The organism is Aquiflexum lacus (assembly GCF_015476655.1).
Classification (GTDB): domain Bacteria; phylum Bacteroidota; class Bacteroidia; order Cytophagales; family Cyclobacteriaceae; genus Aquiflexum; species Aquiflexum lacus.
Genome location: NZ_JABFHF010000010.1, coordinates 67,475 through 93,661, shown reverse-complemented (window position 1 = coordinate 93,661; position 26,187 = coordinate 67,475). Strand labels below are relative to the sequence as shown.

Genomic DNA, 26,187 nt, shown 5'->3' with positions numbered 1-26,187 from the left:
TTATGGGGTCACAGAACTTACCTTTTGCTTATCAGTGGCTTTTTTGAAGCCTGTCCTGATCATTTCGCCCCAGCCACCTTTTCCTTTGATAAAGTGCCAATGTCCTTTCAATCCCCACCAAACCAATCGCGGGTGAATCAGAAATGGCTCCAAAATAATAGTTTTGATCAATTTCTTCAGGTCTGTTTTATCCTTGTAATTATTATAAGCAACCTCTTCGTACAAAATACTGAATGAGGAAATCAGAATGGAAAAACAGTAAATAAGAACAAATAGCGCTATAAAATACAATGCACTTATATCTCCTGTGAAGACCATTACCATGGTATAGATAATCCCCATAAACTCAAGAATCGGTGCCCACTTTTCAAAAATTGACCAGAAAGGGTAAGATATCATACCCAAGACACCATGTTTGGGATTCATACTGATATTTTGGTGAAGCTGTAAGGTCTCTATAGTTCCCCTCATCCACCTATTTCTTTGTTTGGAAAGGACACCTTTAGTTTCAGGAACCTCAGTCCAGCACAAGGGATCCGGAACAAAACCAACTTTATGTGCAATTCCTTCTTCATTCATATATCGCCTCATCCTGACTACAAGTTCCATATCCTCTCCTACTGTCTTGGGAAAATATCCTCCGACCTTCAAAACCAAATCTCTTTTAAAAAAACCAAATGCTCCTGATATCAACATCAGACCATTGATCCTTGTCCATGCCATTCTGCCCATCAAGAAAGCCCTGAAATATTCTATCACCTGAAACCTTCCAAGCAAAGTATCAGGAACCCGGTACTTGGTAACTGTTCCATCCTTTACATCACAGTTATTGGCCACGCCGATGACTCCACCCACAGCAATCACTTTTCTATTGGTCTCCTCCATAAAAGGACGGACCATTCTAGTCAAAGAATCACTTGAAAGAATACAATCGACATCAATACAGGCCAAAATCTCGTTCTGTGCCACATTGATACCTGCATTTAAAGCATCTGCTTTCCCGCCATTTTCTTTATCGACAAAGGTTAGTTTCGAAAAAGACCTGTTGGTAGATTTATATACACCTCTGATATTTTTACATTCAATCTGATAATTGTAAGCGTAATCCGTTTTTACCAAATCAAAACTTTCTACCATTCGCTCCAAGCTGTCATCTTTTGAGCCATCATTTACGATAATCACTTCATACCTGCTGTAATGAAGCGTCAAGAGACTTTTGGCATTCTGAACGATGTTTTTTCCCTCATTAAAGGCTGGCGCTATAATGGAAATACCGGGAGAAATAGGACTGGTGATGACATCATTATAATCAGCAAATTTATTTTTCCTGAGGTGGTCTCTCATCTCAAGAGCAGACAAAGCCGCCATCACTAGGTAAATGGAAATAATGGCGAAGCTATACACCAAAAAGAGTATACCCATTATTTCAATCAATATGTTGAATAAAATACTATACATGACTGAGAATAGGGTCTTTAAGGTGTGCTAAAATCTGTTTGACTTGATCGTCACCCTTTGTTTCATCGAGTATTGCAATCAAATCAGGATTAAGGGAATTTACCGCATCCAATATTTTCAGTCGGCATTCAAAATCCTTGGTTTTCTTAAACCATTCCATCAAAATAATTTGGGATACTTCAGAGCCTAAATTTTTCAATACTTTAACAATATTCAAAAAAAGTGCCTTGTCAGAAGTATTAAGGTCTTTATAGACATCTTCCAAACCATCGACATGATTAAAGTTGTCATAGCATTTCAAAATTTCTATTTTCTCATTGATAGAAGCTGTCCCATACATTTGCTGAAGTATCGAAAGCTTGTCTACTAAACCAAGGTGTCTGACCAATTTTATCCCAAAAACCCTGACAGATTCATTTTCTGATTCAAAAAGTAAATGGAATTTGAGGATTCCCTTGTTGTTGATGTACTTTATAATTCTGTAGTATTTCATCTGTTGCCACTTGGACAAAGGATAGCGTTGATCCGCCAAAACCTTCAATGACATATCATTTGAAATGTTCAACATGGTAGCAACAGCATTGGACCTGATATAAAAGTTTTCGTGGGAGGTGAATTTTCCTACTATATGTACTGCCTCAATGACATCCATTTCGTTGATTTCAACAATCCCGGCTGTTACCGCGTCCCACCTTTTTAAGGATAATTTTTTTATGGAATGCCTGTCCAATTCCAGTTTCCTGTAAATAAGTTTTAAACGGGATTTAAAATCCCCTTTCATGTTTTTGTTGAGACTGATAATCTCCTGAATCATCACATCTTTGAACAAATCAATATCAAGATGACCTTTTGGAAACAGTGCAACCATATCTTCCTTCTTCAACTGATTCAGCCTCTCCGGCTCATCGTCAAAAAGAAGGTCTGATATCGGTCCGTAGCATAAATTCTTAAACCTCAGTGTCAGGACTTCTTTTCGCCTTTTTTTGGATTTGATAACAAACATCACCAAGACCATAATTAAAGAGGCTATGAGAAACATGCTCAGACAAGCCAATAGCAATAGCATCTTGACATCACTCAGGATCTTTACCTTCAATTTATAAAATGGCCGGAAAGGGGTATTGGTACCCAGCAACACCAGTTCACCTTCATTGCCAAAAGAATTATCGACAATGCTTTTTGGATCAAAGAGTTCATTCCTCATCAGATTATCCAAATATTCCACTACACCGGATTCACTGACTTCTCTTTTGAACAATAAATAATTGATCGACCCCGAACCTTTGTTCAAGAGGGACAGATCAGCATTCAATTCTTTAGCTTCATTGTAAAGAAGAATGGTATCAGAAAACCAAAAATTAATAGAGTCAGCGTGCTGACTTAAATTCAGAAGAGTTAGATCAGTTGTATCATTGGGTGTTCTGAAATATACGATAAACTCCAAACCAGGAACTTCATCAACATTTTCCAAAACAGATTGCAAACCAGAAACAGTGATACTGCTGTCCTGTGCTACAAGATTTCCGGACAAAAAAAGGTGTAAAAAAACAAGGGTGAATATCAGTTTTTCTATTTTTCTTAGTCCAGCTTCTTTTACCATTTATCAATTATTGATCAATCTTCTTACCCGCATAGCAAGTTCATTAGGATTGAAAGGTTTTGGTACAAAATCAGACACGCCAAGATTGAACGCTTCCATGACTGTACCTTCTTCTTCTCCCAACGAACTGAGAACTATAATGGGGACTTTTGGGCTAACCTTCTTGGCATGATTGATGATTTCAATCCCATTTTTGAAAGGAATCATAACATCTGTTATAATCAGGTCTGTTTCCATAAGATTGATAGCATCAATACCTGCGATTCCATCTTCAGTAATCGTGACGTTATAGCCTTCTTTTTTCAACTTAAACCGTACCAAACTAGATATCAGTTTATCGTCTTCGATAATCAAAACATTTTTCATTTTAAAGAATTTTGGGTGACTTAGTGGAATAAAGATAGTTTTAAAAAAAGTAAAAAAACAAGGTGTTTAAGACCCGAAATATTTTAAAATTTTTATCAAAAAATACAAAAGGACTAAAATGCATTATGCAGAAATCTTTTTGCCGTTCTTAACCTATATTGCTTATTAAAAAAAATAACTTTTTTTGAAAAATTTTCTTTTGCTAGCTTACAACTCGTTAAATAAATCAATTTTAGACTATTTCTATGAATATGCACCCCAAGTTAAAAGTATTCAGTAGCTTATTGTTTATCTGCTTTTTTCTTTCTTACAATCCACTTTGGGCCCAAAGTGATCCCACAGGGGAAAGAAGAGTTACAGGAACCTACGCAATTAAAAATGCTACCATTACCACAGCACCAGGCAAGACAGTTTCCGGCGCCACAATTTTGATCAAAAATGGGTTGATTGAGGCTGTTGGTACAAATGTCCGTATTCCGAATGAAGCCCAAGTGATAGATGGAGACTCCTTATTCATTTATCCAGGTTTTATAGATGGCGCTAGCAGTGCAGGTGTTACAAAACCCACTGATCCGGAAAGACCATCCAATTTTGACCCCTCAAATCCTCCTGACGAAAATGCAGGTATAACTCCTTGGAGGAATGTACTCGATCATTTCGATTTCAAAAACAATCAGATCAGTGATTGGAGAAAAAGTGGATTTACTATTGCCCAAGTGATTCCAGATGGTGGTATGTTACCAGGAAAAGCAGCCATCGTGGTTTTAGGAGGAAATTCCTCAACCAATATCCTTGCCCAGAACACATCCCTAGGCGCCAAATTCAGAGGAGTAGGAGGTGGTAGAGGTTCCTATCCGGGAACTCAGTTGGGTATCATGGCTAAATTCAGAGACCTGTATAAAAATGCAGAATATTCAGCTCAGCATCAAAGGCTTTTTGCTTCAAACAGTGGTCTGAACAGACCTGAGGTTAATAAAACCCTTGAGGCTTTTTACCCTGTAATTGATAAGCGGATTCCGATCATGTTTGAAGTTTCGAATGACCTTGAAATAAGGAGAGCACTTTCGCTACAAAAAGAAAATGGTTTTAGACTTGTTCTGGTCGGGGTTACTGAAGCAGACATGGTTGTCAATGAAATCAAAGCCGCCAATGCACAGGTCTTAATGAGCATGAAACTGCCTGATGATAAAATCACCAAAGCAAAAATGGATGATCTTTCCGATGAGATTAAGGCAAGAACAAAAAGAGCCCAAGATGCCTACGAAAATAATTTGAAACAGGCAGGTATATTAGAAAAAGCTGAAATACCTTTTGGTTTCACCTCAGTGGGTGGGAAAAGTTCAGACCTTATGAAAAACCTCAAAATGATGGTGGAAAATGGTCTTAGCGAAAATGGGGCATTAGCAGCTTTGACAATCAATCCTGCAAATATCCTTGGAATCTCAAAATTTGCAGGAACAATAGAAAAGGGAAAACTGGCCAACATGGTCATTTTTACAGGACCAATGCTCAGTGAAGATGCACAAGTAAGGCATGTGGTAGCTGATGGCTATATATTTGATTATGAAATCAAAACCAAGAAAGCTGCAAATGGCAATGGTAATGGAGAAAACGGAACAGCCAACATTGCCGGTGATTGGGAATATACATCAGATACTCCTGCAGGCAGCTCAGGCGGAATAATGACAATCAAAAAAGAGGGGGAATCCTACAAAGGAACCATCACCTATGCAAATCCTGCCGGCAGCGGAACAGCTACTTCAGAAATGAATAACATCAGTATCTCCGGCAATTACCTCACCTTTACATTTGATGTCGCAGCAGGAGGGATGTCCCTTGAAGTAACCGTATCCGGTGATATCAATGACAATCAGTTTTCCGGAAACATGTCCTTGGCAGATTTTGGGAGTTACCCCCTAAATGCCACAAAAAAACCAAATCAAAGTACGCGTTAATCAATAGATAAGATGAAAAAATTAAAATATATACTCATATCCTTTTTGATGTTGGCTGTTCTGTTTGCCAAAGCGCAGACACCAAAAGGCTCTGTGCTGATCAAAAACGCCACCGTGCTGACCATCACCAATGGAACTTTGGAAGAAACTGATGTATTGGTAGAAAATGGTGTCATTAAAAGTATCGGAAAAAACCTTACAGCTGCAAATGTGCAAACCATAGATGCAAAAGGAAAATACCTGATGCCGGGGATTATTGATGCCCACTCCCATGTCGCCTTGGATGCGGTTAATGAAGCCACTGCTCCTATCACCTCTGAGGTAAGAATGGCCGATGTAGTTGATCCCTATGATATCGGACTTTACCGAGCTTTGGCCGGGGGAGTTACCATCTCACACGCCATGCATGGTTCAGCAAATGCCATTGGAGGTCAAAATATTACCCTGAAACATCGATACGGATCAGGAAATCCAGAAGACCTATTCATGAAAGAAGCACCAAGAACCATCAAGTTTGCCTTGGGTGAAAACCCGACTAGAGTTCATGGTAGGGGAAATGGTAATCAACCCAGATCAAGAATGGGTGTAGAGGCCGTTATCCGGAATGGATTTAATGAAGCCATTCAATACAAAAAAACTTGGGATACCTACAATGCAGCCTTAAAACAAAAAGGAGCAACGCCTGTTCCTCCAAAATATGATACCAGACTACAGACTCTTGTGGATATACTGGATGGAAAAGTCATTATTCACTGTCACTCTTACCGGGCGGATGAGATATATGCACTGATCAATACCTGTAGGGATTTTGGAATTACAAACATTGTTTTTTCCCATGTCAACGAAGGCTTTAAAGTTGCGCCGGAATTGGCTGCCTATACAATGGGAGCTTCGGTTTTTGCAGATTGGTGGGCTTACAAGTTTGAGGTATATTATTCAACGGCCTACAATGCTGCCATCCTTACCGAAAACGGTGTGATCACCTCCATTAATTCTGATTCCGGTGAATTGATCAGACACTTATATCATGAAGCCGGTAAAGCTCAAAGATATGGTCAATTGGATGATGAACAGACATTGGCTTTGATCACGATCAATCCGGCCAAGCAATTGGGTATCGCTGACAAAGTCGGTTCCATTGAAGAAGGCAAACAGGCAGATCTTGTAATCTTTGAAGGACATCCGCTTTCAGTATATGCTATTCCTCAGATGACCTTTGTGGATGGGGTAAAATATTTTGACATCAATGAAGACGATAATGACAAGAGACTTAGGGTTAGTGCTACAGATATCATTGAGCCCATATTCCTCAAAGAACATGACCATAAGTGTATGCACGGTGTAGACTTTTTCTTTACCAATTTTGGGAGAAATCTATTTGAACATGGCCATTAATTTCCCAAGGATTTAATCAAAAAGAAAATGAAAAATTTAAAAAACATCCTTTATATATTCTGCCTGCTCATGATTCCATTCATGGCAAAAGCCCAGTTTGACGGAGAATTCATCAAGCCCAGAAACGGGAAATTTCTCCTGCAAAATGCCACCATTCAAACTGTCACCAATGGCATCATCGAAAATGGCAGTGTGCTGATTGTCAATGGCAAAATAGAAGCAGTTGGCAAAAACCTTTTGGCAGGAGATGCAGAAGTAATTGATTGTACGGGACAATTTATCTATCCTGGCTTGATGGACGGTGGAAGCAGATTGGGTCTTGTTGAAGTCAACTCTTTACCAGAAACTCAGGATTTTGCAGAGATTGGTCAAGTTACGCCAAATATGCAGGCATTGGTCGCAGTCAATCCAAATTCAATAGCAATACCGGTCACAAGAGTGAGCGGGGTGACCACTACCCTTGCAGTTCCTTCAGGTGGTTTATTCCCTGGAACTGCTGCTTTGATCAACCTGAATGGTTACACACCTGATCAGATGTATGCTGGTTTCAAAGGTGTGGTTTTGAATTTCCCCTCTTCTGCAAGAAGAAGTACATGGGATAGAAGATCTGATGAGGATATCAAGAAAGAATCTGAAAAGGCTCAGAAAACCTTAAATGAAATCTGGGAAAGGGCAATAACTTACCACCAACTTAAAGAGGCGAATGCAGAACTTCAGTTTTATCCTGAAATGGAACAACTTGCCAAAGTGATTGCAGGAGAATTGCCCTTGTTGGTAGAGGTCAATGCTGCCTCTGATATTGTTGCTGCCATTGACTGGATTCAATCCAAAAATGTAAAAGCCATACTGACAGGAGTCGCCGAAGGTTGGAGAGTAGCCGATAAAATCGCAGAAGCCAAACTTCCCGTAGTAGCAGGTCCCATGCTTTCTATACCTACCCGTCAATCTGACAGATATGATGCAGCCTATACAAACCCAGGAAAAATGGCCAAAGCAGGTGTAAAAGTAGTAATCAGAAGCAATGATGCCGAAAATACCAGAAATCTCCCTTTTAATGCGGGATTCGCCGCAGCTTACGGAATGGGTAAAGAAGAAGCACTCAAATCCGTAACCATCAATGCCGCCGAGGTATTTGGCGTAGCTGACAGGTTAGGCTCAATTGAGACAGGTAAAGATGCTACCTTGTTTGTATCGACAGGAGATCCTTTTGAAACCAAAACACAGATCAGCCATGTGTTTATTGATGGCTATCGTGTCCCCATGAGCAACAGGCATATCAAACTCTATCAGGAGTTCTTGGAAAGATCTCCCGGTTTGGAAAAAAATGGAAACTGATTTAAGTTTAAACCGTGGTAATAGCTACCACGGTTTTTTTATTACCAACTCAAAACCAAAATTCCTTGACCAAGTACATTTCAAAGTTTCTTTCACTGGCTTTAGGAATTGTTTTACTTTCCTGCCAAGATGAAAAAAGTGGGCTAGTAGAACAATTGATCTCTGAATTCAAATCCGAATATGCCCCTGACAAGCGGGTTGCCATCTGGGAAATAGAATGGTCAAATGGTATACTTTCAGGAGAAACCGATCAGACTGAAGCCTTGCAAATCTTCAGAGGAAAATTGGATAAACTGGATATCAAATACGAAGACCAAATTTCAACTTTGCCTGATCAATCTGTAGAGGGAAAGGAATTTGCAGTGGTGACTATTTCAGTTGCAAATATCAGAAGTGCACCTAAACACTCCGCGGAACTGGCCACCCAGGCATTATTGGGCACTCCGCTTAAAGTATTGAAAAAAGAAGGCTCTTGGTATCTCATACAAACGCCGGATCAATATATCTCCTGGGTAGATTCGGGTGGAATTCATGTCATGAATGAGAAAGAACTATCAGAATGGAACCAACTTCCAAAAGCAGTCTTTACAGATTACAGTGGTTTTGCCTATGCAGATAGCGATGAAAAGGAAGTCATCAGTGATTTGGTTGCAGGGAATATTATTTCCCTTGAGTGGACTGAAACTAATCATCAGGAAATACTACTTCCCGATGGCAGGGTTGGTTTTGTGAAAAAAAACCAATTGATGCCATTTGAATCATGGAACGAAAGCAGACAACTCAGTCCTGAAAACCTGATCCAAACTGCCAAAGCCATGATGGGAGTTCCCTATCTTTGGGGCGGTACCTCCTTCAAGGGAGTTGATTGCAGTGGATTTACCAAAACCATATTTTTCCTAAATGGTCAGGTCATCCCAAGGGATGCATCCCAACAAATTTGGGAAGGTGAAGAAGTGGATGAGGATAAAAATTGGGAAAACCTTGAAGTGGGAGATTTGTTGTTTTTTGGTGAAAAAGCAACCGGAGACAAAAAAGAAAAGGTAGTGCATGTAGGGATGTGGATCGGCGACAATTCCTTTATCCACTCACGTGGCAGGGTAAGAATCAGTAGCTTTGACCAAGATAGTCCTAATTATGACGAATATGAAATGAACAGATACCTGAGAACCAAAAGGGTCATTGGCCATCTCACCCCAAATATCAAAGAAGTTGAAACAATGATGAATTTTCCCACTTTAAATCCATAAACCATGATCGTAAGCACAACACCAAGTTTAGAAGGCTACAAAATCACTGCATACCTAGGAGTAGTATCAGGTGAGACCATTATCGGAGCAAATGTATTCAAAGATTTTTTTGCCAGCATCACAGACATAGTGGGCGGGCGGTCCGGTGCATACGAACGCGTATTGCGTGAAGCCAAGGCTACGGCAATGTCCGAAATGGAAATGCAGGCAAAAGCTTTTGGCGCAAATGCCATTGTTGGAATTGACCTAGACTATGAAACCATCCGGGATGGCATGCTGATGGTGACTTCTTCCGGGACAGCGGTGAAGATTGAAAAGATTCATTTGTAGGGATACAGGATCAGCTGTTTGGTTAAGAATACCATCGGTTATTCTGACAATCACTTTGAATTGTATTTGTGTTTGGATTTATTATGACTAAGTCAATATTAAGTAAATTCTTAATATTGATTAATCTATGTGACCTATTTGTTGCTTGTTTTAAGTAAATGATCCCTTTGGTAAAAAAATTGTAAATAACGATATGACATAGAAGTAGATTTTATTCCCAAAATGGTTAAGAACATTTAAGTTTTTTAAGGTAACAAATTCCCGTATATTTGTAATTCATTTTGATTATGAAGGTACTACTCGACATAAAAGACAGCAAAGCCCTACACTTACTGGAAGTGCTCAAAGGACTTCCGTATGTAAAAACCAAACAGCTTACCGATGCCAAAGCGCAGCTTATGAGCGAGATCAGGGAAGCTGTGGAAGAGATGAAGCAAATCCGGGCAGGTAAAAAACATGCCCGGGACGCAGAAGATTTCCTCAATGAGCTATAGTGTAAAGTCTATTGAGGTTTTTGAGCGTCAAGCTAAAAAGCTTGTCAAAAAATATCCTTCCCTAAAATTCGAGCTGTTAACACTGGTTAAAGTGCTGAAGGAGAACCCGGATCAGGGTACTGCCATAGGCAGAAACTGCTACAAAATACGATTGGCCATCAAGTCTAAAGGCAAGGGCAAATCGGGTGGGGCAAGGGTAATCACCAACTTCGTGGTGGCCAATGATACCGTTTACTTACTCTCCATTTACGACAAGTCCGACAAGGAAAACCTTACTGATAAAGAACTGGCCGAACTCCTGCAGTTTGTCCCTGAGTGAAAAAGCCCCTTCTATTATTTCCAAATGGCAATTGGAATAATTTCCTTGGTTTACCAATAACCAACTTCATTTAGACCTTTAAAGCCTGAATACCTGCTCCGCCAGATGATTTTTTCGCCCTCAATTACATACAACCCTAAGGTTTCTTTCTATAATTTTTTTAAACACAAAATCTAAATACACAATCCTGCTTTGGTTTAGAAAATAAAACCTCCAATCCCTTGCATATCCAAGCTTTCGGATTTTAATTTGTGACATCCTTTCACTTTTTATCAAGTGTTGGGATTTATACAGAAGAGGTGAGAGACAGGCTCGATGACCCTCTGGCAACCATTCGATTCGTTGAAAAGGTGCCAATTCCTGCCAAATGGGCGTAATTCCATTTGGAACTATAAATTCCAGACATAATGAATAAGAAAAAATCAAATCCAAGTTTCAAAGTTTTCCGCCAATTCACAACTCCATTTTACCGATGTTGTAGGTTTGGCAGTTATATGCGTTGGTAAAAATTTAATCTTGCCACTACCCTATTTATCCTATGGGATTTACTAATTTGTATCCTCAATTTACTCTTAACAATTAAACCATATCAATTATGTCAAATTACAGATTCGAAACTCTTCAATTGCATGCCGGACAGGCACCCGATCCAACCACAAATTCGAGGGCTGTACCCATTTATCAAACGACCTCCTATGTGTTCAACTCATCCGAACACGGTGCCAACTTATTTGCACTAAAAGAATTTGGGAATATTTACACCCGGATCATGAATCCGACCACAGATGTTTTCGAACAGAGAATGGCCGCCTTGGAAGGTGGCGTTGCCGCTTTGGCTACAGCTTCGGGACAGGCTGCACAGTTTTTGGCCTTGAACAATATCCTTCAAGCAGGAGAAAATTTTGTGTCCACTTCCTTTTTGTATGGTGGCACTTACAATCAATTTAAAGTCGCTTTCAAAAGAATAGGCATCGAAGCAAGATTTGCGAAAGGAAACCATGCAAAGGATTTTGAAGAACTCATCGATGACAAGACCAAAGCCATTTATTTGGAAACCATAGGCAATCCTGAATTCAATATTCCTGATTTTGAATCTATTGCTGCATTGGCAAAAAAACATGATCTCCCTTTGATTGTGGACAACACTTTTGGGGCAGGCGGCTATCTTTGCCAACCATTAAAACACGGGGCAAACATCGTGACCGCTTCAGCCACCAAATGGATCGGTGGACATGGCACCTCTATAGGTGGAATCATCGTAGATGGAGGAAATTACAATTGGGGAAATGGAAAATTTCCACAGTTCACTGAACCATCTGAAGGATACCATGGTCTTAAATTTTGGGAGGTATTTGGAGACAACAATCCATTAGGATTACCAAATGTCGCTTTTGCCATCAGGGCTAGGGTTGAAGGGTTGAGGGATTTCGGCCCTGCATTGAGTCCATTCAATTCCTTCCTTTTATTACAGGGTTTGGAAACACTTTCACTTCGGGTTCAAAGAACTGTAGATAATGCTTTGGCAATCGCCGAATGGTTGGAAAAACATCCTCAGGTTCAAAAAGTAAATTACCCTGGCTTAAAATCTTCTCCTTACCATGCATTGGCTTTGAAATACCTTCCAAATGGTTTTGGTGGGGTTTTGAGTTTTGAATTGAAGGGCAGTAAAGAAAGTGCTTCCAATTTCATCAATAATCTCAAATTGATTTCTCATTTGGCGAATGTTGGCGATGCGAAAACGCTCATCATACAACCATCGGCTACTACCCACCAACAACTGAGCGAGAAAGAGCAGATTGCAGCAGGTGTCACCCCTACCCAATTGAGGATTTCCCTTGGAATCGAACACTTAGAAGACATCAAAGCAGATTTACAGCAGGCTTTTGATAGCATTGCTTAAAACTTAAAAAAAAACCTGTCAGGTCTTCAATACCTGACAGGTTTCAATACCCATTAGTTAAGTACAATGAATTTAGAAAGTAATTACCTGATTATAGATATGGCGCAGGAAACCTACAGGCATGAAGGTGAATTTAAATTAGAATCGGGGGAGTCACTCCCAGGATTTGAAATTGCCTATACCACGCAAGGGCATTTGACTACTTCAAAAGACAATGTGGTTTGGGTCATCCATGCGCTTACAGGTGATGCCAATGTACAGGAATGGTGGAACGGAATCGTAGGAGAAGACAAATTCTATGATCCCACCAAATACTTTATCGTTTGCGCCAATCTGTTGGGTTCCTGTTACGGTTCTACCAATCCGCTTTCCATTAATCCTAAAACAGGTAAACCTTTCTACTACGATTTCCCAAACCTCAGTACTAGAGACCTTGCAGCCTCTTTGGACAAAGTGCGGGAACATTTGGGCATTTCTCAGATCAACACTGTCATCGGTGGCTCTCTAGGTGGTCAAGTAGCTTTGGAATGGGCGTATTTACTTCAAAACAAAGTTAAGAACACCATCATCCTTGCCTCCAATCCAAAAACTTCCCCTTGGACCATAGGATTCAATGAAACCCAAAGGATGTCCATTGAAGCTGACAGTACTTGGGGCCAAAATCATCCTGATGCCGGAAAAAAAGGATTGGAAGCAGCCAGAGCAATCGCTATGCTTTCCTATAGGCATCCTGAGAATTTTGCAATGAAACAATCAGATAAAGACGAGAAACTGGATAATTTCCGGATTTCATCCTACTTGAGGTATCAGGGACATAAACTGGCAAATCGTTTCAATGCCTTTTCCTATTGGGTGTTGAGCAAAGCCATGGACAGCCACGATATTGGTAGAGGAAGAGGAGGAATGGAAAAAGCTTTATCAGAAATACCTTCAAAGGTGTTGGCTATCGGTGTGGACCGCGACCTATTGTTTCTTAAAGAAGAATCTCAGTTTATAGCCAAACATGTCCAAAGAGGATCCTACCATGAAATCCATTCATCCTACGGTCATGATGCTTTCCTGATTGAATACGGACAGCTGCAATATATTTTACAGGGGTTTTATTTGGAGGGGAATGGGTAGTAGAGGCGAGAGACGAGAACCAAGAATCAAGAGGCGAGATGAGAATTTTAGAAACAAGAATCAAAGCCTGTCCCGAGTATCGGGGAGTCAAGAAAAACAAACACCCATTAAGCTATTAGTATTCAGAAAAGTTAAAAGAATGCAAGAGACTTCTCCTTGTCATGTCTCTCCACACAGCTGTGCGGGAGACACATCTGATTAGGCGTAAGAATCAAGAACCATAGCCTTCTACGAATATAATGAGAGGTAAGAAACAAGATGTGAGAGCCGAGACGGGAGATAAGAGATGTGAGATATTTGATAAGATACAGTAAGGATTTAGCGTAAAAATACTGTATGATTTCCTGCCGGAGGCATGGAACGAGCGATAGATCCTGGTCAAATAGAGGCTTGAAAGTGATAACTACATGCGGTACCTGCCTTTCTACAGTCATTCGGAAGAAATTTCATTTGATCAAACTAGCATCAAGCTAACCCTTTGATCGCTTATCCTGCAATCCAATATCCACGAATATCCAATATCCATAAATATCAGGTGTATAGATTCCGAATTCGAAAGTTATATAATTGAGTCAAAAATTCATAACTCCCCTACCTCAATCAACCTAAACTTTAAAAAATCCTCTGAGAGCTCAGGATTATCAGGGTGATCTGTGGAAATCCAAATCCCTTCCTGATTACCGAAAATATAGGTGCCATTGAATTGGTTTTCCTCTAGGTCCAATTCCCCTATTTTATTAAAATCCGAATCCAAAAAAACCAAGCCCCACTTGGAAGCTATATGGGTTTCTGGTCCAAACTCATCTTCAGGTATATCTTCATATTTTGCCACTCTTACAATTAGACCTAATTCTTTCAGATAAATCAATTCTGTATAAATGTCTGTATAACTTATCATTCTCATGATTTCAGACATATCATCAAACATATTTGGACTGGAAGACAATGGTGGTTCATGAGGAAACTTGGAATGTGCAGCTATGGTTGAAATGATCTCCCCATCCTTAAAATGGTAAATATTTCTGAAATTCATATTGATAACTGGAGAACCATCGGGACCTTTACTCAAAAGCGGAAAAATAGATTTGTTGAGATTAGTACCTACAAACTCCCCAGGAAAATAGCTCAATGGAAGAAATTGTTTCTCATCCAAATTGTATTTCACAAGATTGGGCATTTTGGTCAATTCCTCAGGACTAATTGTAGTCCATTCAAAAACCATCGGGAGTGCAGCGAAGTAAAAATCATTTCCATTTTTGATAAAAATATTCGAAAACAGACTAACACCATCCTCTTCAAGTGATTTGGTATCCAAAGAAAGTTTTTCCTTAAAGTTTCCCTTTCCATCATACCTTAAAATAGTGTTGGCACCCGTAGAGAAATATAGTTCTTCTGGACTTTCTGCATAAAAAGCAAGAACGTTTCCACCAAGTCCATTGGGGCCCTCCATTTCAAAAACCAAGTGCTTTTCCAGTTGATCATTTTCCAAAGAGTAAATCAATAGCCCGTTGGTCTTATAATCAAAAAAATAAATGAAGGAACTCTCATCCTGAAAAGACTGCATATTGAAATGGCCTATTTCGGAAGGCAACTCAAATGATTTAATTTTGTCGCTCACAACAAATTTTTTATTAGAATTACCTGATTCTTGTGGTTTGTCTTTACAGAAGGATAAAGCCAATAAGGACAAAAAAGAAAGTGCTGAAAGGTAAAGTTTGTATCTCATGTTTTTTACAAACTACAATATAAGTGAAATAAATGAAATTAATAATCTCGTTTTAAAAGTGTTTGCCGTTCAAGCTAACAAATCATAACATTAAAACAACATATTGCTGTACCCCACATACACATTGGACAAGGAAATAATATTTAGTAATTTTTAATTGAATGTATGTATTGATGCCCTTAAGATGATAATTCAATATAATTCTCGGTGGGAAACTAAAATGCCCGCCCCATCCCTGTCTGTCGGCAGACAGGGGATATCCGACTTCGGTCTTCCCTACCTAACAGACATTCAGGCGACCTGTTTGTAATTGAATATTACGTTACTCGCAAAGAAGCAGATAACCACTAATCTTATTATGAAATATACCCAAATCAAAGAAACCTGTCTATATATTTCTGACCTTGATTTGGCAGAAAATTTTTATGGTGAGATTTTAGAAATGCCTATTATTTCTAAAGTGGAGCATCGTCATATTTTTTTCAGGTGTGGCACATCAGTTTTGTTATGCTTTATCCCTGAGGTCACCAAAGAAGAAGAAAACCTCCCCCCCCATTATGCGGTTGGCAAGCAGCATGTTGCTTTCGAAGTAGGCAAAAAAGATTATCTGAAAACCAAATCCCTTTTATTGGAAAAAGGCATCACAATTACCCATGAACAAGAGTGGCGTAACAATCAGACAAGCTTTTATTTCGAAGATCCTTTTGGGAATGTGCTTGAAATTGTGCCCGTTGGGATTCGGAGTTGATTATTTTCTTGCCTGATTTATGATAAATCTTAAAACTAAAATCTATTTACTCCGCTTTAGTCCACTCAACCGTTCTTCCGATTAGGGATATACCTATGTATCCCCGAACTTCCAGGGTGTTATTGTCTTTTTCCTTGATAATGCAGGAATAGGTTTTTCCGTTTTTCGGGTCGTAAATAGTCCCGTCTTCCCAAGTACCTCCATTAAATTTGAAATTATCAAGGATTTTCAATCCTATGATAGGTCTTTGCTGTTTTGAAACATCTGAGTTGTTCAAATCTACCTTAGGCTTACCGGTATCATCTTTTGGATCTTGGAGCCAAATGATTTTTCCGAAAAACTTATTCTCTACTTTAAATATTTCAATTTGCGCGTCCTTTTCAGTATTGTACCACTTTCCTACAATGGCATCAGCAGTTTGTGAAAATACCGTCATGGTTAGTCCTGAAAAAAACATAAAAATGAAAATCAAAATATATCTTTTCATATCCATTTTGGTTTTAATTTGTCTATTAATTAAACAGAAATTATAGATATTATACACGAAATTTGGCTCAAATGTTTGGTGAAAATTTTAAAGCAATGGATATGAGGCCATTTACATTGAAAGCAAATGAATGATTTGAAAAAAGCGGCAGGGTATATATTGCAATGGGAGGAACTTAAATTACAACTACTTCCTGAAAAGGCGGTTTATATCGAAAAGCTCCGCTCACTTTTGATTGCTGACCCACATTTTGGAAAGGCAGCACATTTCAGAAAAGCCGGAATCCCAGTTTCTGAAAAATTACATATTGGGGATTTGATGGTCATTCAAAAATTGATACAAACCTATAACCCGGAACATCTATATTTTTTAGGAGATCTATTCCACAGTGATTTGAATATCGCATGGAATGATCTTGAAACCTTTGCAGAATATCATCCCGGTACAAACTTTCACCTTATCAAAGGAAACCATGATATACTTCCTGAGGCAGTTTACCGTTCGGATATATGGAAGGTCCATCTAGAACCATTGATTATTGGAAATTTGATTTTATCTCATGAACCGATGACAAATATCCCTTTGGAAGGGATCAATTTGTGTGGACATATCCACCCTGGAATATCTCTTTATGGAACAGGAAGGCAAAAACTTACCCTTCCATGCTTCTTTGTCACTCCAAATCAGATCATTTTACCTGCATTTGGAAGATTTACCGGATTATACACCATGAAATGCGGCAAAAATGACAATGCCTTTGTAATTGCAGAAAAAAAAGTCATTCCTGTCAATTTCATTGATTAAGATTGGTTTAATAACCCAAGCTGTTTAATTTTGACACAATTCTAATTCACAACATGAGGGTAAATCCAAGAAAAAAAACCAAGCTGGGAAGATTTAAGTTTATTTCAGTACTTTTCAGCACTACCCTTTCCCTATTTATCTTAGGTCTTTTTGGAGTGATCGTTATTCAGGCAAAAACCCTGACAAGTATTATTCGGGAAAATATCGAAATACAGGTTTTTCTCAATAAAAACATTGCAGATACAGACAAAACCAACATTGGGGTTTCATTGGAGTCTAAGCCATACATTCTTCAAAAAGAGGGTAAATCAGGTATTTCCTTTATCTCCCAAGAAGAAGCAGCCCAATCATTTTTGGAAAGCACCGGAGAAGATTTTACCAAATTTCTGGACGATAACCCACTAAGGGATAGTTATACAATCTCCATCGCAGAGGAATTTCAGACAGCAGAAATGATTGAAGAAATTGTCAATGAAATAGAATCAATGGATGGCGTTTTTGAGGTGACCTACATGTCTGATTTGGTAGAATCCATCAACCAAAACCTGTTCAAAGTAGCGTTGGTCATGGGAGGGTTTATACTTATTTTGGTTTTCACCGTAGTCATGTTGATCAACAATACCATCAGATTGGCATTGTTCTCACAGCGCTTCCTGATCCGAAGTATGCAACTGGTAGGTGCCACAAGAGGATTTATCAGAAGACCATTTTTGGGAAGAGCATTTGTTTTTGGCTTACTTGCAGGCCTGATTGCTTCTATACTTTTGTTTGGCATTATTGAATACACCAAGGCCAACATAGATGGATTTGCATTGCTTCAAAATTATAACTTATTGTATGGCCTTTTTGGAGCTTTGATTTTGATCGGTATCCTACTTTCAGTATTCAGCACTTTACAGGCAGTAAACAAATATTTAAATATGTCTTTGGACGAACTTTACTAATATGAACAACCCACAATTCGCATTTACCAAAAAAAACTATATCCTCATGCTGATAGGCATCGGAATCATTACTTTGGGATTTATCATCATTGGGATGGACAGTGCACCGCATGGATTTGGCTTTTTGGGACTTACCTTAGGCCCTATCATTACTTTGGCAGGATTCATTTTCGAATTCTATGCAATTTTTTACCGTTCAGAAAAGAAATAATTTTCCATGGAAATCATTGATGCCATCATCCTTGGAATTATTCAGGGATTGACAGAGTTTTTGCCCGTTTCCTCCAGTGGGCACTTGGAATTGGGTTCTGCTATTTTGGGTGACGACAAAATCCCCGAAGAAAGTCTCATGTTCACAGTAGTACTGCATTTTGCAACTGCCTTGGCCACATTGGTGGTCTTTAGGAAAGATGTTGTTGAACTGATTACAGGTCTGCTCAAATTTCAATGGAATGAAGAAAGCCAATTTACGGTCAAAATTGTTTTATCTATGATTCCTGCCGTATTCATCGGATTGTTCTTAGAAGAAGAGTTGGAGCAGTTTTTTGGTGGAAAAATTGTATTTGTTGGCTTCATGTTGTTGGTTACAGCCTTATTATTATTCTTGGCAGACCGTGCAAAGCACACAGGAAAACCAGTAGGTTTCGGTCACTCTTTATTGGTAGGACTTGCTCAAGCTGTCGCTATGTTGCCAGGAATTTCAAGATCAGGAGCTACAATTTCCACTTCGGTACTCTTGGGAATAGATAAAAACAAAGCAGCCAGGTTTTCATTTTTGATGGTTGTCCCTTTGATCATTGGAAAAATTGCAAAAGATATACTTGACGGTGCACTGACTTATAATGAAGCAAGTTTCGGGTACCTCTCTGCAGGTTTTATAGCTGCTTTTATAGCCGGTATTTTTGCATGTACCTGGATGATCCAACTGGTAAGAAAAAGTAAATTGACCTATTTTGCAATCTATTGCACCATTGTTGGTCTGATAGCCATCTTTGCTGGATTATACATTTAACATGCAGGAAGAACCTTACGGAGAAGTTTTTCTCATCAACAAGCCTTATCAATGGACCTCTTTTGACGTGGTCAAAAAAGTCAGGAACGCACTCAAGATCAAAAAAGTCGGTCATGCTGGTACTTTAGATCCTTTGGCAACCGGCCTTTTGATAGTCTGTGCAGGTAAAAAAACAAAATCTATAGAGTCTTACATGGCTCAAGAAAAAGAATACACAGGAGTTTTTATTTTGGGAAAAACCACGGAAAGTTTTGACCTTGAAAAAGAAATCATCGAAGTAGCTGATCCCTCTCATCTAAATTTAGAAGATGTGGAATCAGCCATAAAGCAACTAACAGGTAATATTCTTCAAATTCCGCCTATGCATTCGGCGATAAAAGTGGACGGCAAACGTGTATATGAATCGGCTCGTAGAGGAGAGGAAGTGAAAATGGATCCAAGGCCTGTCACTGTCTCAGAATTTGAGGTGGTCAAATTTGAAAATCCGGAAGTTCATTTTAGGATCGTTTGTTCCAAAGGTACCTATATTAGAAGTCTTGCGAGGGATTTGGGTGGAATATTGAAAACCGGAGCATATATGTCATCTTTGACAAGGACAAGGATAGGAGAATTTAAGTTGGAAGATGCTTTTGAATTGATGAATCTGGTAGAAAAAATCAAAAATAGACAGAATGAAAATCTATGAAGGCATAGAACATTTTGATCAGGTAAAAAACCCTGTTGTCACAAGTGGTACTTTTGACGGAGTCCATCTCGGGCATCAAAAGATATTGAGCAGAATCAGGCAATTGGCTGATAGTATCAACGGTGAGACTGTATTGATTTCATTTTGGCCACATCCCCGATTGGTCCTATATCCCAATGAACACAAGCTCCGTTTGTTGACTACTTTTGAAGAAAAAACCAAGCTTCTCAGAAATCTGGGAATTGACCATTTATTAACAATCCCATTTACAAAAGAATTTTCAGAACTGAGTTCGGAACAATTTATCAGAAATATCCTGATAGATAGCATTCAAACCCGTAAATTAGTCATAGGGTATGACCATAGGTTCGGGAAAAACAGGGAAGGAAGTTTTGAATACCTCAAATCCAATATCGAACAATACAATTTTGACTTGGAGGAAATCTCAAGGGAAGATGTGGACAATGTGGGGGTTTCAAGTACCAAAATCCGAAAGGCCTTGGAGGAAGGAAAAGTGAATATTGCCAACGAATACCTTGGCAGGGATTATGAACTCAATGGTATCATCATTAAAGGCCAACAATTAGGCAGATCGATTGGATTTCCCACAGCTAATGTTCACATCACACATGATTACAAACTCATACCTTGTGATGGTGCCTATGCGGTAAAAGTGGAAATCGAAGGTGAAACTTATAATGGAATGCTCAACATAGGCAACCGACCAACCGTAAATGGAAGTAGTCAGACTATCGAGGTCCATTTGTTTGATTTCAATGGAGACTTGTATGATAAAAGAATAAGTGTTTACCTCAGATCCTATTTGAGACCCGAAATTAAGTTTTCCGGGCTTGAATCCCTTCAAAATCAGTTGGCTAAGGACAAAGAAGATGCAAAACGAATATTGAACCAAGTATAACCCCTAAATAATCTTTTCAATGATCAATAAAACCATAGCCAATGCAAGAGAAGCTGTGAAGGATGTCTTTTCTGATTCAGTATTGATGTTTGGAGGTTTTGGCCTCTCTGGCATTCCTGAAAATTCCATCCGGGCACTTTTGGAAAAAGACCTGAATGGCCTGACCTGTATTTCTAACAATGCCGGAGTGGACGATTTTGGGATAGGGCTGATGCTGAAAAAGCACATGGTCAAAAAAATGATATCCAGTTACGTTGGCGAAAATGCAGAATTTGAGAGACAATTGCTCAGCGGAGAATTGGAAGTAGAGCTCCTTCCCCAAGGCACATTGGCAGAAAGAATCAGGGCAGGTGGTGCTGGAATACCTGCATTCTTCACCCCCGCAGGTGTCGGTACTGAAGTAGCGCATGGGAAAGAACTCAGGGAATTTGACGGCAAACTCTATTTATTGGAAAGATGGATCAAAGCTGACTTTGCCTTTGTCAAAGCATGGAAAGGAGATACTGCTGGAAACCTAATATTTAAAGGTACTGCAAGAAATTTCAATCCGATGATGGCTGCAGCCGGAAAAATCACCATCGCAGAAGTCGAAGAACTAGTTCCCGCAGGTGAACTTGATCCCAACCAAATCCATACCCCCGGAATTTATGTTCAAAGAATTTTTCAGGGAGAAGGGTATGAAAAGAGAATTGAGCAGAGGACGGTTTCGGGGAAGTAGGCAGTGTTCAGTGAACAGTGGGCAGTGGGCAGTGGACTGAAACCGGTAACTGAGACTGTAAACTGTAACTGGTAACTGAAAATTGAAACTAAAAAATAAAAAATGTAAATCTTATTTCAATCCTATTTCCATAAATCCCCAATCCGTTAAAAGAAATTAAATACCAAAAGCCATGCTCAACAAAACCCAAATAGCCCAAAGAATAGCCAAAGAAGTCAAAAACGGACAGTATATCAACTTGGGAATTGGTATTCCGACTTTGGTGGCCAATTATATCCCTGACCACCTTGAAGTGGTACTCCAATCTGAAAATGGGCTTTTGGGAATAGGCCCCTTCCCTACTGAAGAAAATATAGATCCGGATTTGATCAATGCCGGCAAACAGACTATCACTATGGCAAAAGGTTCTGCGTTGTTCAATTCTGCCGAATCTTTTGCCATGATCCGGGGTGGACATGTGCAGTTGACCATTTTGGGAGCTATGGAAGTTTCAGAAAACGGGGACATTGCCAACTGGAAAATTCCAGGTAAAATGGTAAAAGGAATGGGTGGTGCAATGGACTTGGTAGCTTCTGCAGAAAATATAATCGTAGCCATGCAGCATTGCAGCAAAGACGGACAATCCAAACTCTTGAAGGAATGTACGCTTCCAATAACAGGTATTCGCTGTGTCAAAAAAATAATAACTGACCTTGCTGTTCTCGATATCCTTCCCGAAGGGGGGTTTAAATTATTGGAAAGGGCACCAGGGGTAAGTGTGGATGAAATCATAGAAAAAACAGAAGGGAGATTGGTAATTGAAGGGGACATTCCTGAAATGAATCTGAATTGAGGGCAGTTTTATACCTTTTGTCGAATGACGGAACTTTATCTTTGTTGACTTGTTTGTCTAATTTAATTTTATAAAGAAATCACCAATCCAAAAATGAAAAACTCAGAAATAAAATTTTCGATTGAGCTCGATGAAAAAAACCTTCCAAAAAAAATTCAATGGGATGCTTCAGACAAAGAAGAGGAAGGTGCAGAATCCACTAAAAGTATCAGCCTCAATGTTTGGGATAACCTTAATCAAAGTACACTAAGAATTGACCTATGGACAGAAGATATGTCTGTGGTTGAAATGAAAAGATTTTACATTGATGTATTGGGTGGAATGGCACAGACGATCCTGAACAGCACAGGAGATGAATTTATCTCCGAAGAAATAAAATCACTCTGTGACAAACTAGTCAAGCATGTCAATGAGGAAAATAAAAAGACTTCAAAATAACAAATCGACCCTGAACCCCACTCAGGGTCTTTTTTTTTAGTTTTTTTGACTGTTTTATTTAGTATAATTCTGTTCCTGTTAACTTCCTACCTCCTCCAGAAGTAGAATATTTAATTTTTAAAAAGAGGTCAACCCTATTAATTTTTGCCAAAACCTAATTCTGAGTTTGCATTTTTCCCTTTGAAAATGAGTGAGTTTCCACAAAAATCATTTTTCTCTTAATAATTGTTAAAATTTTTTTGGGTAATGATATTGATAATTGGTATTTTAATTTAAATTTCCCCAAAATTAACAGCTTAATATTTGGCAATTACCAAATTAACAATTAACCCAATATACCTTATGCAAAATTTTACAAAAAGTTTCTATCAGGGAGTATTCCTACTTCTTGTAACAGTTTCCCTCAACATCACTGAGGTTTTTGCCCAGACTACTACAATTTCCGGGCAAGTAACAGAAGTGGGAACGAAAGAGACACTAGTCGGTGTCAACATTGTCGTAAAAGGTAGAGTTGTAGGTACCATTTCTGATCTGAATGGTAATTTCACTTTACGTGTCAACGAGGCGCCCCCATTGACATTGATCTTTTCAATGGTAGGGTTTTCAAGTCAGGAAGTTGAAATAACCGATTCCAATGTTACCAACCTTCAGGTAAGCTTGGCTGAAGCTTCCATCCTTGGACAAGAAGTAATTGTTTCGGCCTCGAGAATCGAAGAAAATGTCCTTCAATCCGCTGTGACCGTAGAAAGGATGGATATTATATCTATTAGAGAAGCTCCTCAGGCGAATTTTTATGATGCATTGAACAATATGAAAGGGGTAGAAATGAGTACCCAATCACTGACTTTCAAGTCTTTCAATACAAGAGGGTTCAATGCCAATGGTAATGTTAGGACAGTCCAACTTATAGATGGAATGGACAATCAGGCTCCTGGTCTTAACTTTTCAGTAGGTAATATTGCAGGTATATCGGAATTGGATCTTGAAAGCTTGGAATTACTGCCAGGCGCGTCCTCCGCCCTATACGGCCCAAATGCCATCAATGGAATACTTTTGATGAACAGTAAAAATCCATTCCAATATCAGGGATTTTCTGCCCAGATTAAAACCGGAGTTATGGACGAAGGTCAAAGAAGCAATCCTACAACCGGATTCTATGATTTTGCAGCAAGATATGCAACCGCCTTCAATGATAAACTTGCTTTAAAAGTCAATGTGAATTACCTGAGAGCTGATGATTGGCAGGCCAATGATTTTAGAGATCAATCTTTGTTAAACGGTTCCACCATTGCCGGAGGAACAAGAGAAAATAATCCAGGATACAATGGGGTGAACATTTACGGTGATGAAACTAGTGTAAATATGTTTAGCGTTGCACAGTCCTTAGTCGGAGCAGGTTTGTTACCTGAGGCCGCTTTAGGGATTATTCCACAAACTTCAGTTTCAAGAACCGGTTATTTGGAAAGAGATTTGGCTGACTATGGTACCAAATCCTTAAAATTAAACGCTGCCCTTCATTGGAGATTAAATGATAGGGTGGAAGCCATTTTTCAGGGAAATTATGGCGCAGGTACTACAGTGTATACTGGCGCGGACAGATATTCCATCACAGGATTCAATATTGGACAATATAAAGCGGAATTGAAAGGTGCTAATTGGTTTGTACGAGCCTATACCACGCAGGAAAGATCCGGGGATTCTTATGCGGTAGGTATTGCAGCACAAGGCATCAACGAAGCATGGAAAACAAGTCAGCAATGGTTTGGTGAATATGTAGGTGCTTATGCACAAGCTGCCGGTCAAGGTGCTGATGCCAATACTGCCCATTCAGCGGCAAGGGCATTTGCAGATCAGGGGAGATTTGCACCAGGTTCCCCACAATTCAATCAGGCTTTAGCAGATGTGAGGTCCAGACCAATTCCTGGAAATGAACAAGGAGTCGGTGCTAGATTTGTCGATAAAACCAACCTTTATCATTTAGAAGGTTCCTACACATTTAAGGATGTAACTTGGGCAGATTTTGTGATGGGTGCCAATTACAGACTTTATTCATTAAATTCAGAGGGTACGTTGTTTGCCACTCAAGAAAATGGAGATGAATTTACGATCAACGAATATGGTGGTTACTTTCAAGGTTCCAAAAAATTAATCAACGATAACCTGAAGCTTACTGCTTCGGTGCGTTATGATAAAAACGAGAATTTTGCAGGGCAATGGTCCCCAAGGGTATCAGCCGTATATACAGCAGGTCAGCACAATTTCAGAGCTTCTTACCAGACAGGTTTCAGAATACCCACGACTCAGGATCAGTTTATTGATCTGATGACTCCACAGGCCAGATTGATCGGTGGTCTGCCATTATTCAGGGATAGATATAATTTCAATACCAACCCTGTCTATTCTTTGGCCACAGTAACCCAGTTTGGTGGTGCTGTATTGGCCGATACACAAAACCCGGTCATTATTAACCAATCCATTGATCAGGCAACACAAATAGCTCTAGGACAGGTAGAGTCAGGTTTAATTACCCCTGAACAAGTGCCTGCTGTCATTGCAGCATTAGTACCACAACTAGTTCCTGTAAATGCTGCAGCAAATAACCAAGACTTGAAACAACCTTACCAATTGACGGAATTTAAACCAGAAGTGGTTAGATCTTTTGAAATTGGATACAAAAGTTTAATTGCAGGGGATAAGTTGATGATTGATGGTTACTATTACTATAACAGGTTCGAGAACTTTATCGGTGGACAAGTACTTGTTCAGGATCGTAATCCAGGACCCGGGCCTGCTTCTGCTCTTGGTTTAAACCTTTTGAGTGCCAATACAAGAAATGTATTCTCCATGCCTGTAAACCGTCAGGAAATCATCAAATCGTATGGTTGGGCTCTAGGCATGGATTATCAGTTACCTAAGAATTACACCATCGGCGGTAACGTTTCCTTCAACAAACTAGCCAATATTGAAGATTTAGGAGGTTTCCAGCCGTCGTTCAACACCCCTGAGTACAGGACCAACTTCACTTTTGCTAACAGAAATATCGGTTACAAAAACATCGGTTTTGCTATGGCTTGGAGATGGCAGGATGAGTTTGTATGGCAGTCTTCTTTTGTTGGTCCATTGGTTTCTACACAGGGACTTTCCGTCATGCCGGCATTCAGCACATTTGATGCACAGGTAAGTTATAAACTGAAAAGTCTTAAATCCATCATCAAAATTGGTGGATCCAACCTTTTCAACAGCAGCGGATATCGTCAGGCTTGGGGTAACCCAACTGTAGGAACAATGTACTTTGTATCGCTCACATTTGACGAGTTCTTAAATTAATTGACCACTGATTACCGATAAAAAAC

25 protein-coding genes and 1 riboswitch are annotated in these 26,187 nt (G+C 39.3%); of the genes, 20 read left to right on the top strand and 5 right to left on the bottom strand.

Annotated elements, in window-relative coordinates; translation table 11 throughout:
• The 3 genes from HMJ38_RS10895 to HMJ38_RS10885 are packed head-to-tail and all read right to left on the bottom strand — an operon-like array spanning window position 1 to window position 3,424.
• On the bottom strand, window positions 1-1,422 hold the full coding sequence (locus HMJ38_RS10895; RefSeq protein WP_228780006.1) for a glycosyltransferase family 2 protein: 1,422 nt from the start codon (window positions 1,420-1,422) through the stop codon (window positions 1-3).
• 28 nt (window positions 1,423-1,450) lie between these two features.
• A complete protein-coding gene (locus HMJ38_RS10890; protein ID WP_194974430.1) occupies window positions 1,451-3,058 on the bottom strand; it encodes a hypothetical protein in 1,608 nt (535 codons plus the stop codon).
• A 3-nt stretch (window positions 3,059-3,061) separates the two neighbouring features.
• Window positions 3,062-3,424 carry a response regulator transcription factor gene (locus tag HMJ38_RS10885; RefSeq protein ID WP_194974429.1) on the bottom strand — a complete coding sequence of 121 codons (363 nt, stop codon included), beginning with the start codon at window positions 3,422-3,424 and terminating at the stop codon, window positions 3,062-3,064.
• 245 nt (window positions 3,425-3,669) lie between these two features.
• Between HMJ38_RS10885 and HMJ38_RS10880 the strand changes: the two genes are divergently transcribed.
• From HMJ38_RS10880 to HMJ38_RS10840, 9 genes are all read left to right on the top strand, one after another.
• Complete coding sequence (locus HMJ38_RS10880; protein WP_194974428.1) at window positions 3,670-5,379, top strand: amidohydrolase family protein; 1,710 nt, start codon at window positions 3,670-3,672, stop codon at window positions 5,377-5,379.
• 12 nt (window positions 5,380-5,391) lie between these two features.
• Window positions 5,392-6,774: an amidohydrolase family protein gene (locus tag HMJ38_RS10875; protein WP_194974427.1), complete on the top strand. Its 1,383-nt coding sequence runs from the start codon at window positions 5,392-5,394 to the stop codon at window positions 6,772-6,774.
• Window positions 6,775-6,801: 27 nt separating this feature from the next.
• Window positions 6,802-8,109, top strand: a complete 1,308-nt coding sequence (locus tag HMJ38_RS10870; protein ID WP_194974426.1) for an amidohydrolase family protein — start codon at window positions 6,802-6,804, stop codon at window positions 8,107-8,109.
• Window positions 8,110-8,174: 65 nt separating this feature from the next.
• Window positions 8,175-9,356 carry a C40 family peptidase gene (locus HMJ38_RS10865; RefSeq protein ID WP_228780005.1) on the top strand — a complete coding sequence of 394 codons (1,182 nt, stop codon included), beginning with the start codon at window positions 8,175-8,177 and terminating at the stop codon, window positions 9,354-9,356.
• 3 nt (window positions 9,357-9,359) lie between these two features.
• Window positions 9,360-9,686 carry a YbjQ family protein gene (locus HMJ38_RS10860; RefSeq protein WP_194974425.1) on the top strand — a complete coding sequence of 109 codons (327 nt, stop codon included), beginning with the start codon at window positions 9,360-9,362 and terminating at the stop codon, window positions 9,684-9,686.
• A gap of 287 nt (window positions 9,687-9,973) precedes the next feature.
• Complete coding sequence (locus tag HMJ38_RS10855; protein ID WP_194974424.1) at window positions 9,974-10,180, top strand: hypothetical protein; 207 nt, start codon at window positions 9,974-9,976, stop codon at window positions 10,178-10,180.
• On the top strand, window positions 10,170-10,499 hold the full coding sequence (locus HMJ38_RS10850) for a type II toxin-antitoxin system RelE/ParE family toxin (protein ID WP_194974423.1): 330 nt from the start codon (window positions 10,170-10,172) through the stop codon (window positions 10,497-10,499). The genes HMJ38_RS10855 and HMJ38_RS10850 overlap by 11 nt, the downstream gene beginning before the upstream one ends.
• 283 nt (window positions 10,500-10,782) lie before the next feature.
• Window positions 10,783-10,897: riboswitch (SAM riboswitch) on the top strand.
• 197 nt (window positions 10,898-11,094) lie between these two features.
• Entirely contained in the window at window positions 11,095-12,399 is a 1,305-nt protein-coding gene (locus HMJ38_RS10845) for an O-acetylhomoserine aminocarboxypropyltransferase/cysteine synthase family protein (RefSeq protein WP_194974422.1), read from the top strand.
• Between the two features lie 66 nt (window positions 12,400-12,465).
• Window positions 12,466-13,521 (top strand): homoserine O-acetyltransferase family protein, encoded by a 1,056-nt coding sequence (locus HMJ38_RS10840; protein WP_194974421.1) that lies wholly within the window; start codon window positions 12,466-12,468, stop codon window positions 13,519-13,521.
• Window positions 13,522-14,101: 580 nt separating this feature from the next.
• On the opposite strand, the gene HMJ38_RS10835 is transcribed toward HMJ38_RS10840, so the two are convergent.
• Window positions 14,102-15,247 (bottom strand): DUF4221 family protein, encoded by a 1,146-nt coding sequence (locus HMJ38_RS10835; RefSeq protein ID WP_194974420.1) that lies wholly within the window; start codon window positions 15,245-15,247, stop codon window positions 14,102-14,104.
• A 358-nt stretch (window positions 15,248-15,605) separates the two neighbouring features.
• Between HMJ38_RS10835 and HMJ38_RS10830 the strand changes: the two genes are divergently transcribed.
• Complete coding sequence (locus tag HMJ38_RS10830) at window positions 15,606-15,995, top strand: VOC family protein (protein ID WP_194974419.1); 390 nt, start codon at window positions 15,606-15,608, stop codon at window positions 15,993-15,995.
• A 46-nt stretch (window positions 15,996-16,041) separates the two neighbouring features.
• Here HMJ38_RS10830 and HMJ38_RS10825 read toward each other — a convergent pair whose 3' ends face one another.
• Window positions 16,042-16,482, bottom strand: coding sequence for a DUF2147 domain-containing protein (locus HMJ38_RS10825; protein ID WP_194974418.1), 441 nt, complete (start codon window positions 16,480-16,482; stop codon window positions 16,042-16,044).
• 126 nt (window positions 16,483-16,608) lie between these two features.
• Between HMJ38_RS10825 and pdeM the strand changes: the two genes are divergently transcribed.
• From pdeM to HMJ38_RS10775, 10 genes are all read left to right on the top strand, one after another.
• On the top strand, window positions 16,609-17,286 hold the full coding sequence (gene pdeM, locus HMJ38_RS10820; RefSeq protein ID WP_194974417.1) for a ligase-associated DNA damage response endonuclease PdeM: 678 nt from the start codon (window positions 16,609-16,611) through the stop codon (window positions 17,284-17,286).
• Between the two features lie 53 nt (window positions 17,287-17,339).
• Window positions 17,340-18,230 (top strand): cell division protein FtsX, encoded by an 891-nt coding sequence (locus tag HMJ38_RS10815; RefSeq protein WP_194974416.1) that lies wholly within the window; start codon window positions 17,340-17,342, stop codon window positions 18,228-18,230.
• Window position 18,231: 1 nt separating this feature from the next.
• Entirely contained in the window at window positions 18,232-18,441 is a 210-nt protein-coding gene (locus HMJ38_RS10810; protein ID WP_194974415.1) for a DUF3098 domain-containing protein, read from the top strand.
• A gap of 6 nt (window positions 18,442-18,447) precedes the next feature.
• Entirely contained in the window at window positions 18,448-19,242 is a 795-nt protein-coding gene (locus tag HMJ38_RS10805) for an undecaprenyl-diphosphate phosphatase (protein ID WP_194974414.1), read from the top strand.
• A gap of 1 nt (window position 19,243) precedes the next feature.
• A complete protein-coding gene (truB, locus tag HMJ38_RS10800) occupies window positions 19,244-19,927 on the top strand; it encodes a tRNA pseudouridine(55) synthase TruB (protein ID WP_194974413.1) in 684 nt (227 codons plus the stop codon).
• A complete protein-coding gene (locus HMJ38_RS10795; RefSeq protein WP_194974412.1) occupies window positions 19,914-20,846 on the top strand; it encodes a bifunctional riboflavin kinase/FAD synthetase in 933 nt (310 codons plus the stop codon). The genes truB and HMJ38_RS10795 overlap by 14 nt, the downstream gene beginning before the upstream one ends.
• 19 nt (window positions 20,847-20,865) lie before the next feature.
• Window positions 20,866-21,564 carry a CoA transferase subunit A gene (locus tag HMJ38_RS10790; RefSeq protein WP_194974411.1) on the top strand — a complete coding sequence of 233 codons (699 nt, stop codon included), beginning with the start codon at window positions 20,866-20,868 and terminating at the stop codon, window positions 21,562-21,564.
• A gap of 172 nt (window positions 21,565-21,736) precedes the next feature.
• Window positions 21,737-22,396 (top strand): 3-oxoacid CoA-transferase subunit B, encoded by a 660-nt coding sequence (locus HMJ38_RS10785; RefSeq protein ID WP_194974410.1) that lies wholly within the window; start codon window positions 21,737-21,739, stop codon window positions 22,394-22,396.
• Window positions 22,397-22,489: 93 nt separating this feature from the next.
• On the top strand, window positions 22,490-22,834 hold the full coding sequence (gene gldC / locus HMJ38_RS10780) for a gliding motility protein GldC (protein ID WP_194974409.1): 345 nt from the start codon (window positions 22,490-22,492) through the stop codon (window positions 22,832-22,834).
• A 342-nt stretch (window positions 22,835-23,176) separates the two neighbouring features.
• The gene (locus HMJ38_RS10775; protein ID WP_194974408.1) at window positions 23,177-26,161 is read left to right on the top strand and encodes a TonB-dependent receptor; all 2,985 of its coding nucleotides are present in this window, start codon (window positions 23,177-23,179) and stop codon (window positions 26,159-26,161) included.
• Window positions 26,162-26,187: the final 26 nt, after the last annotated feature.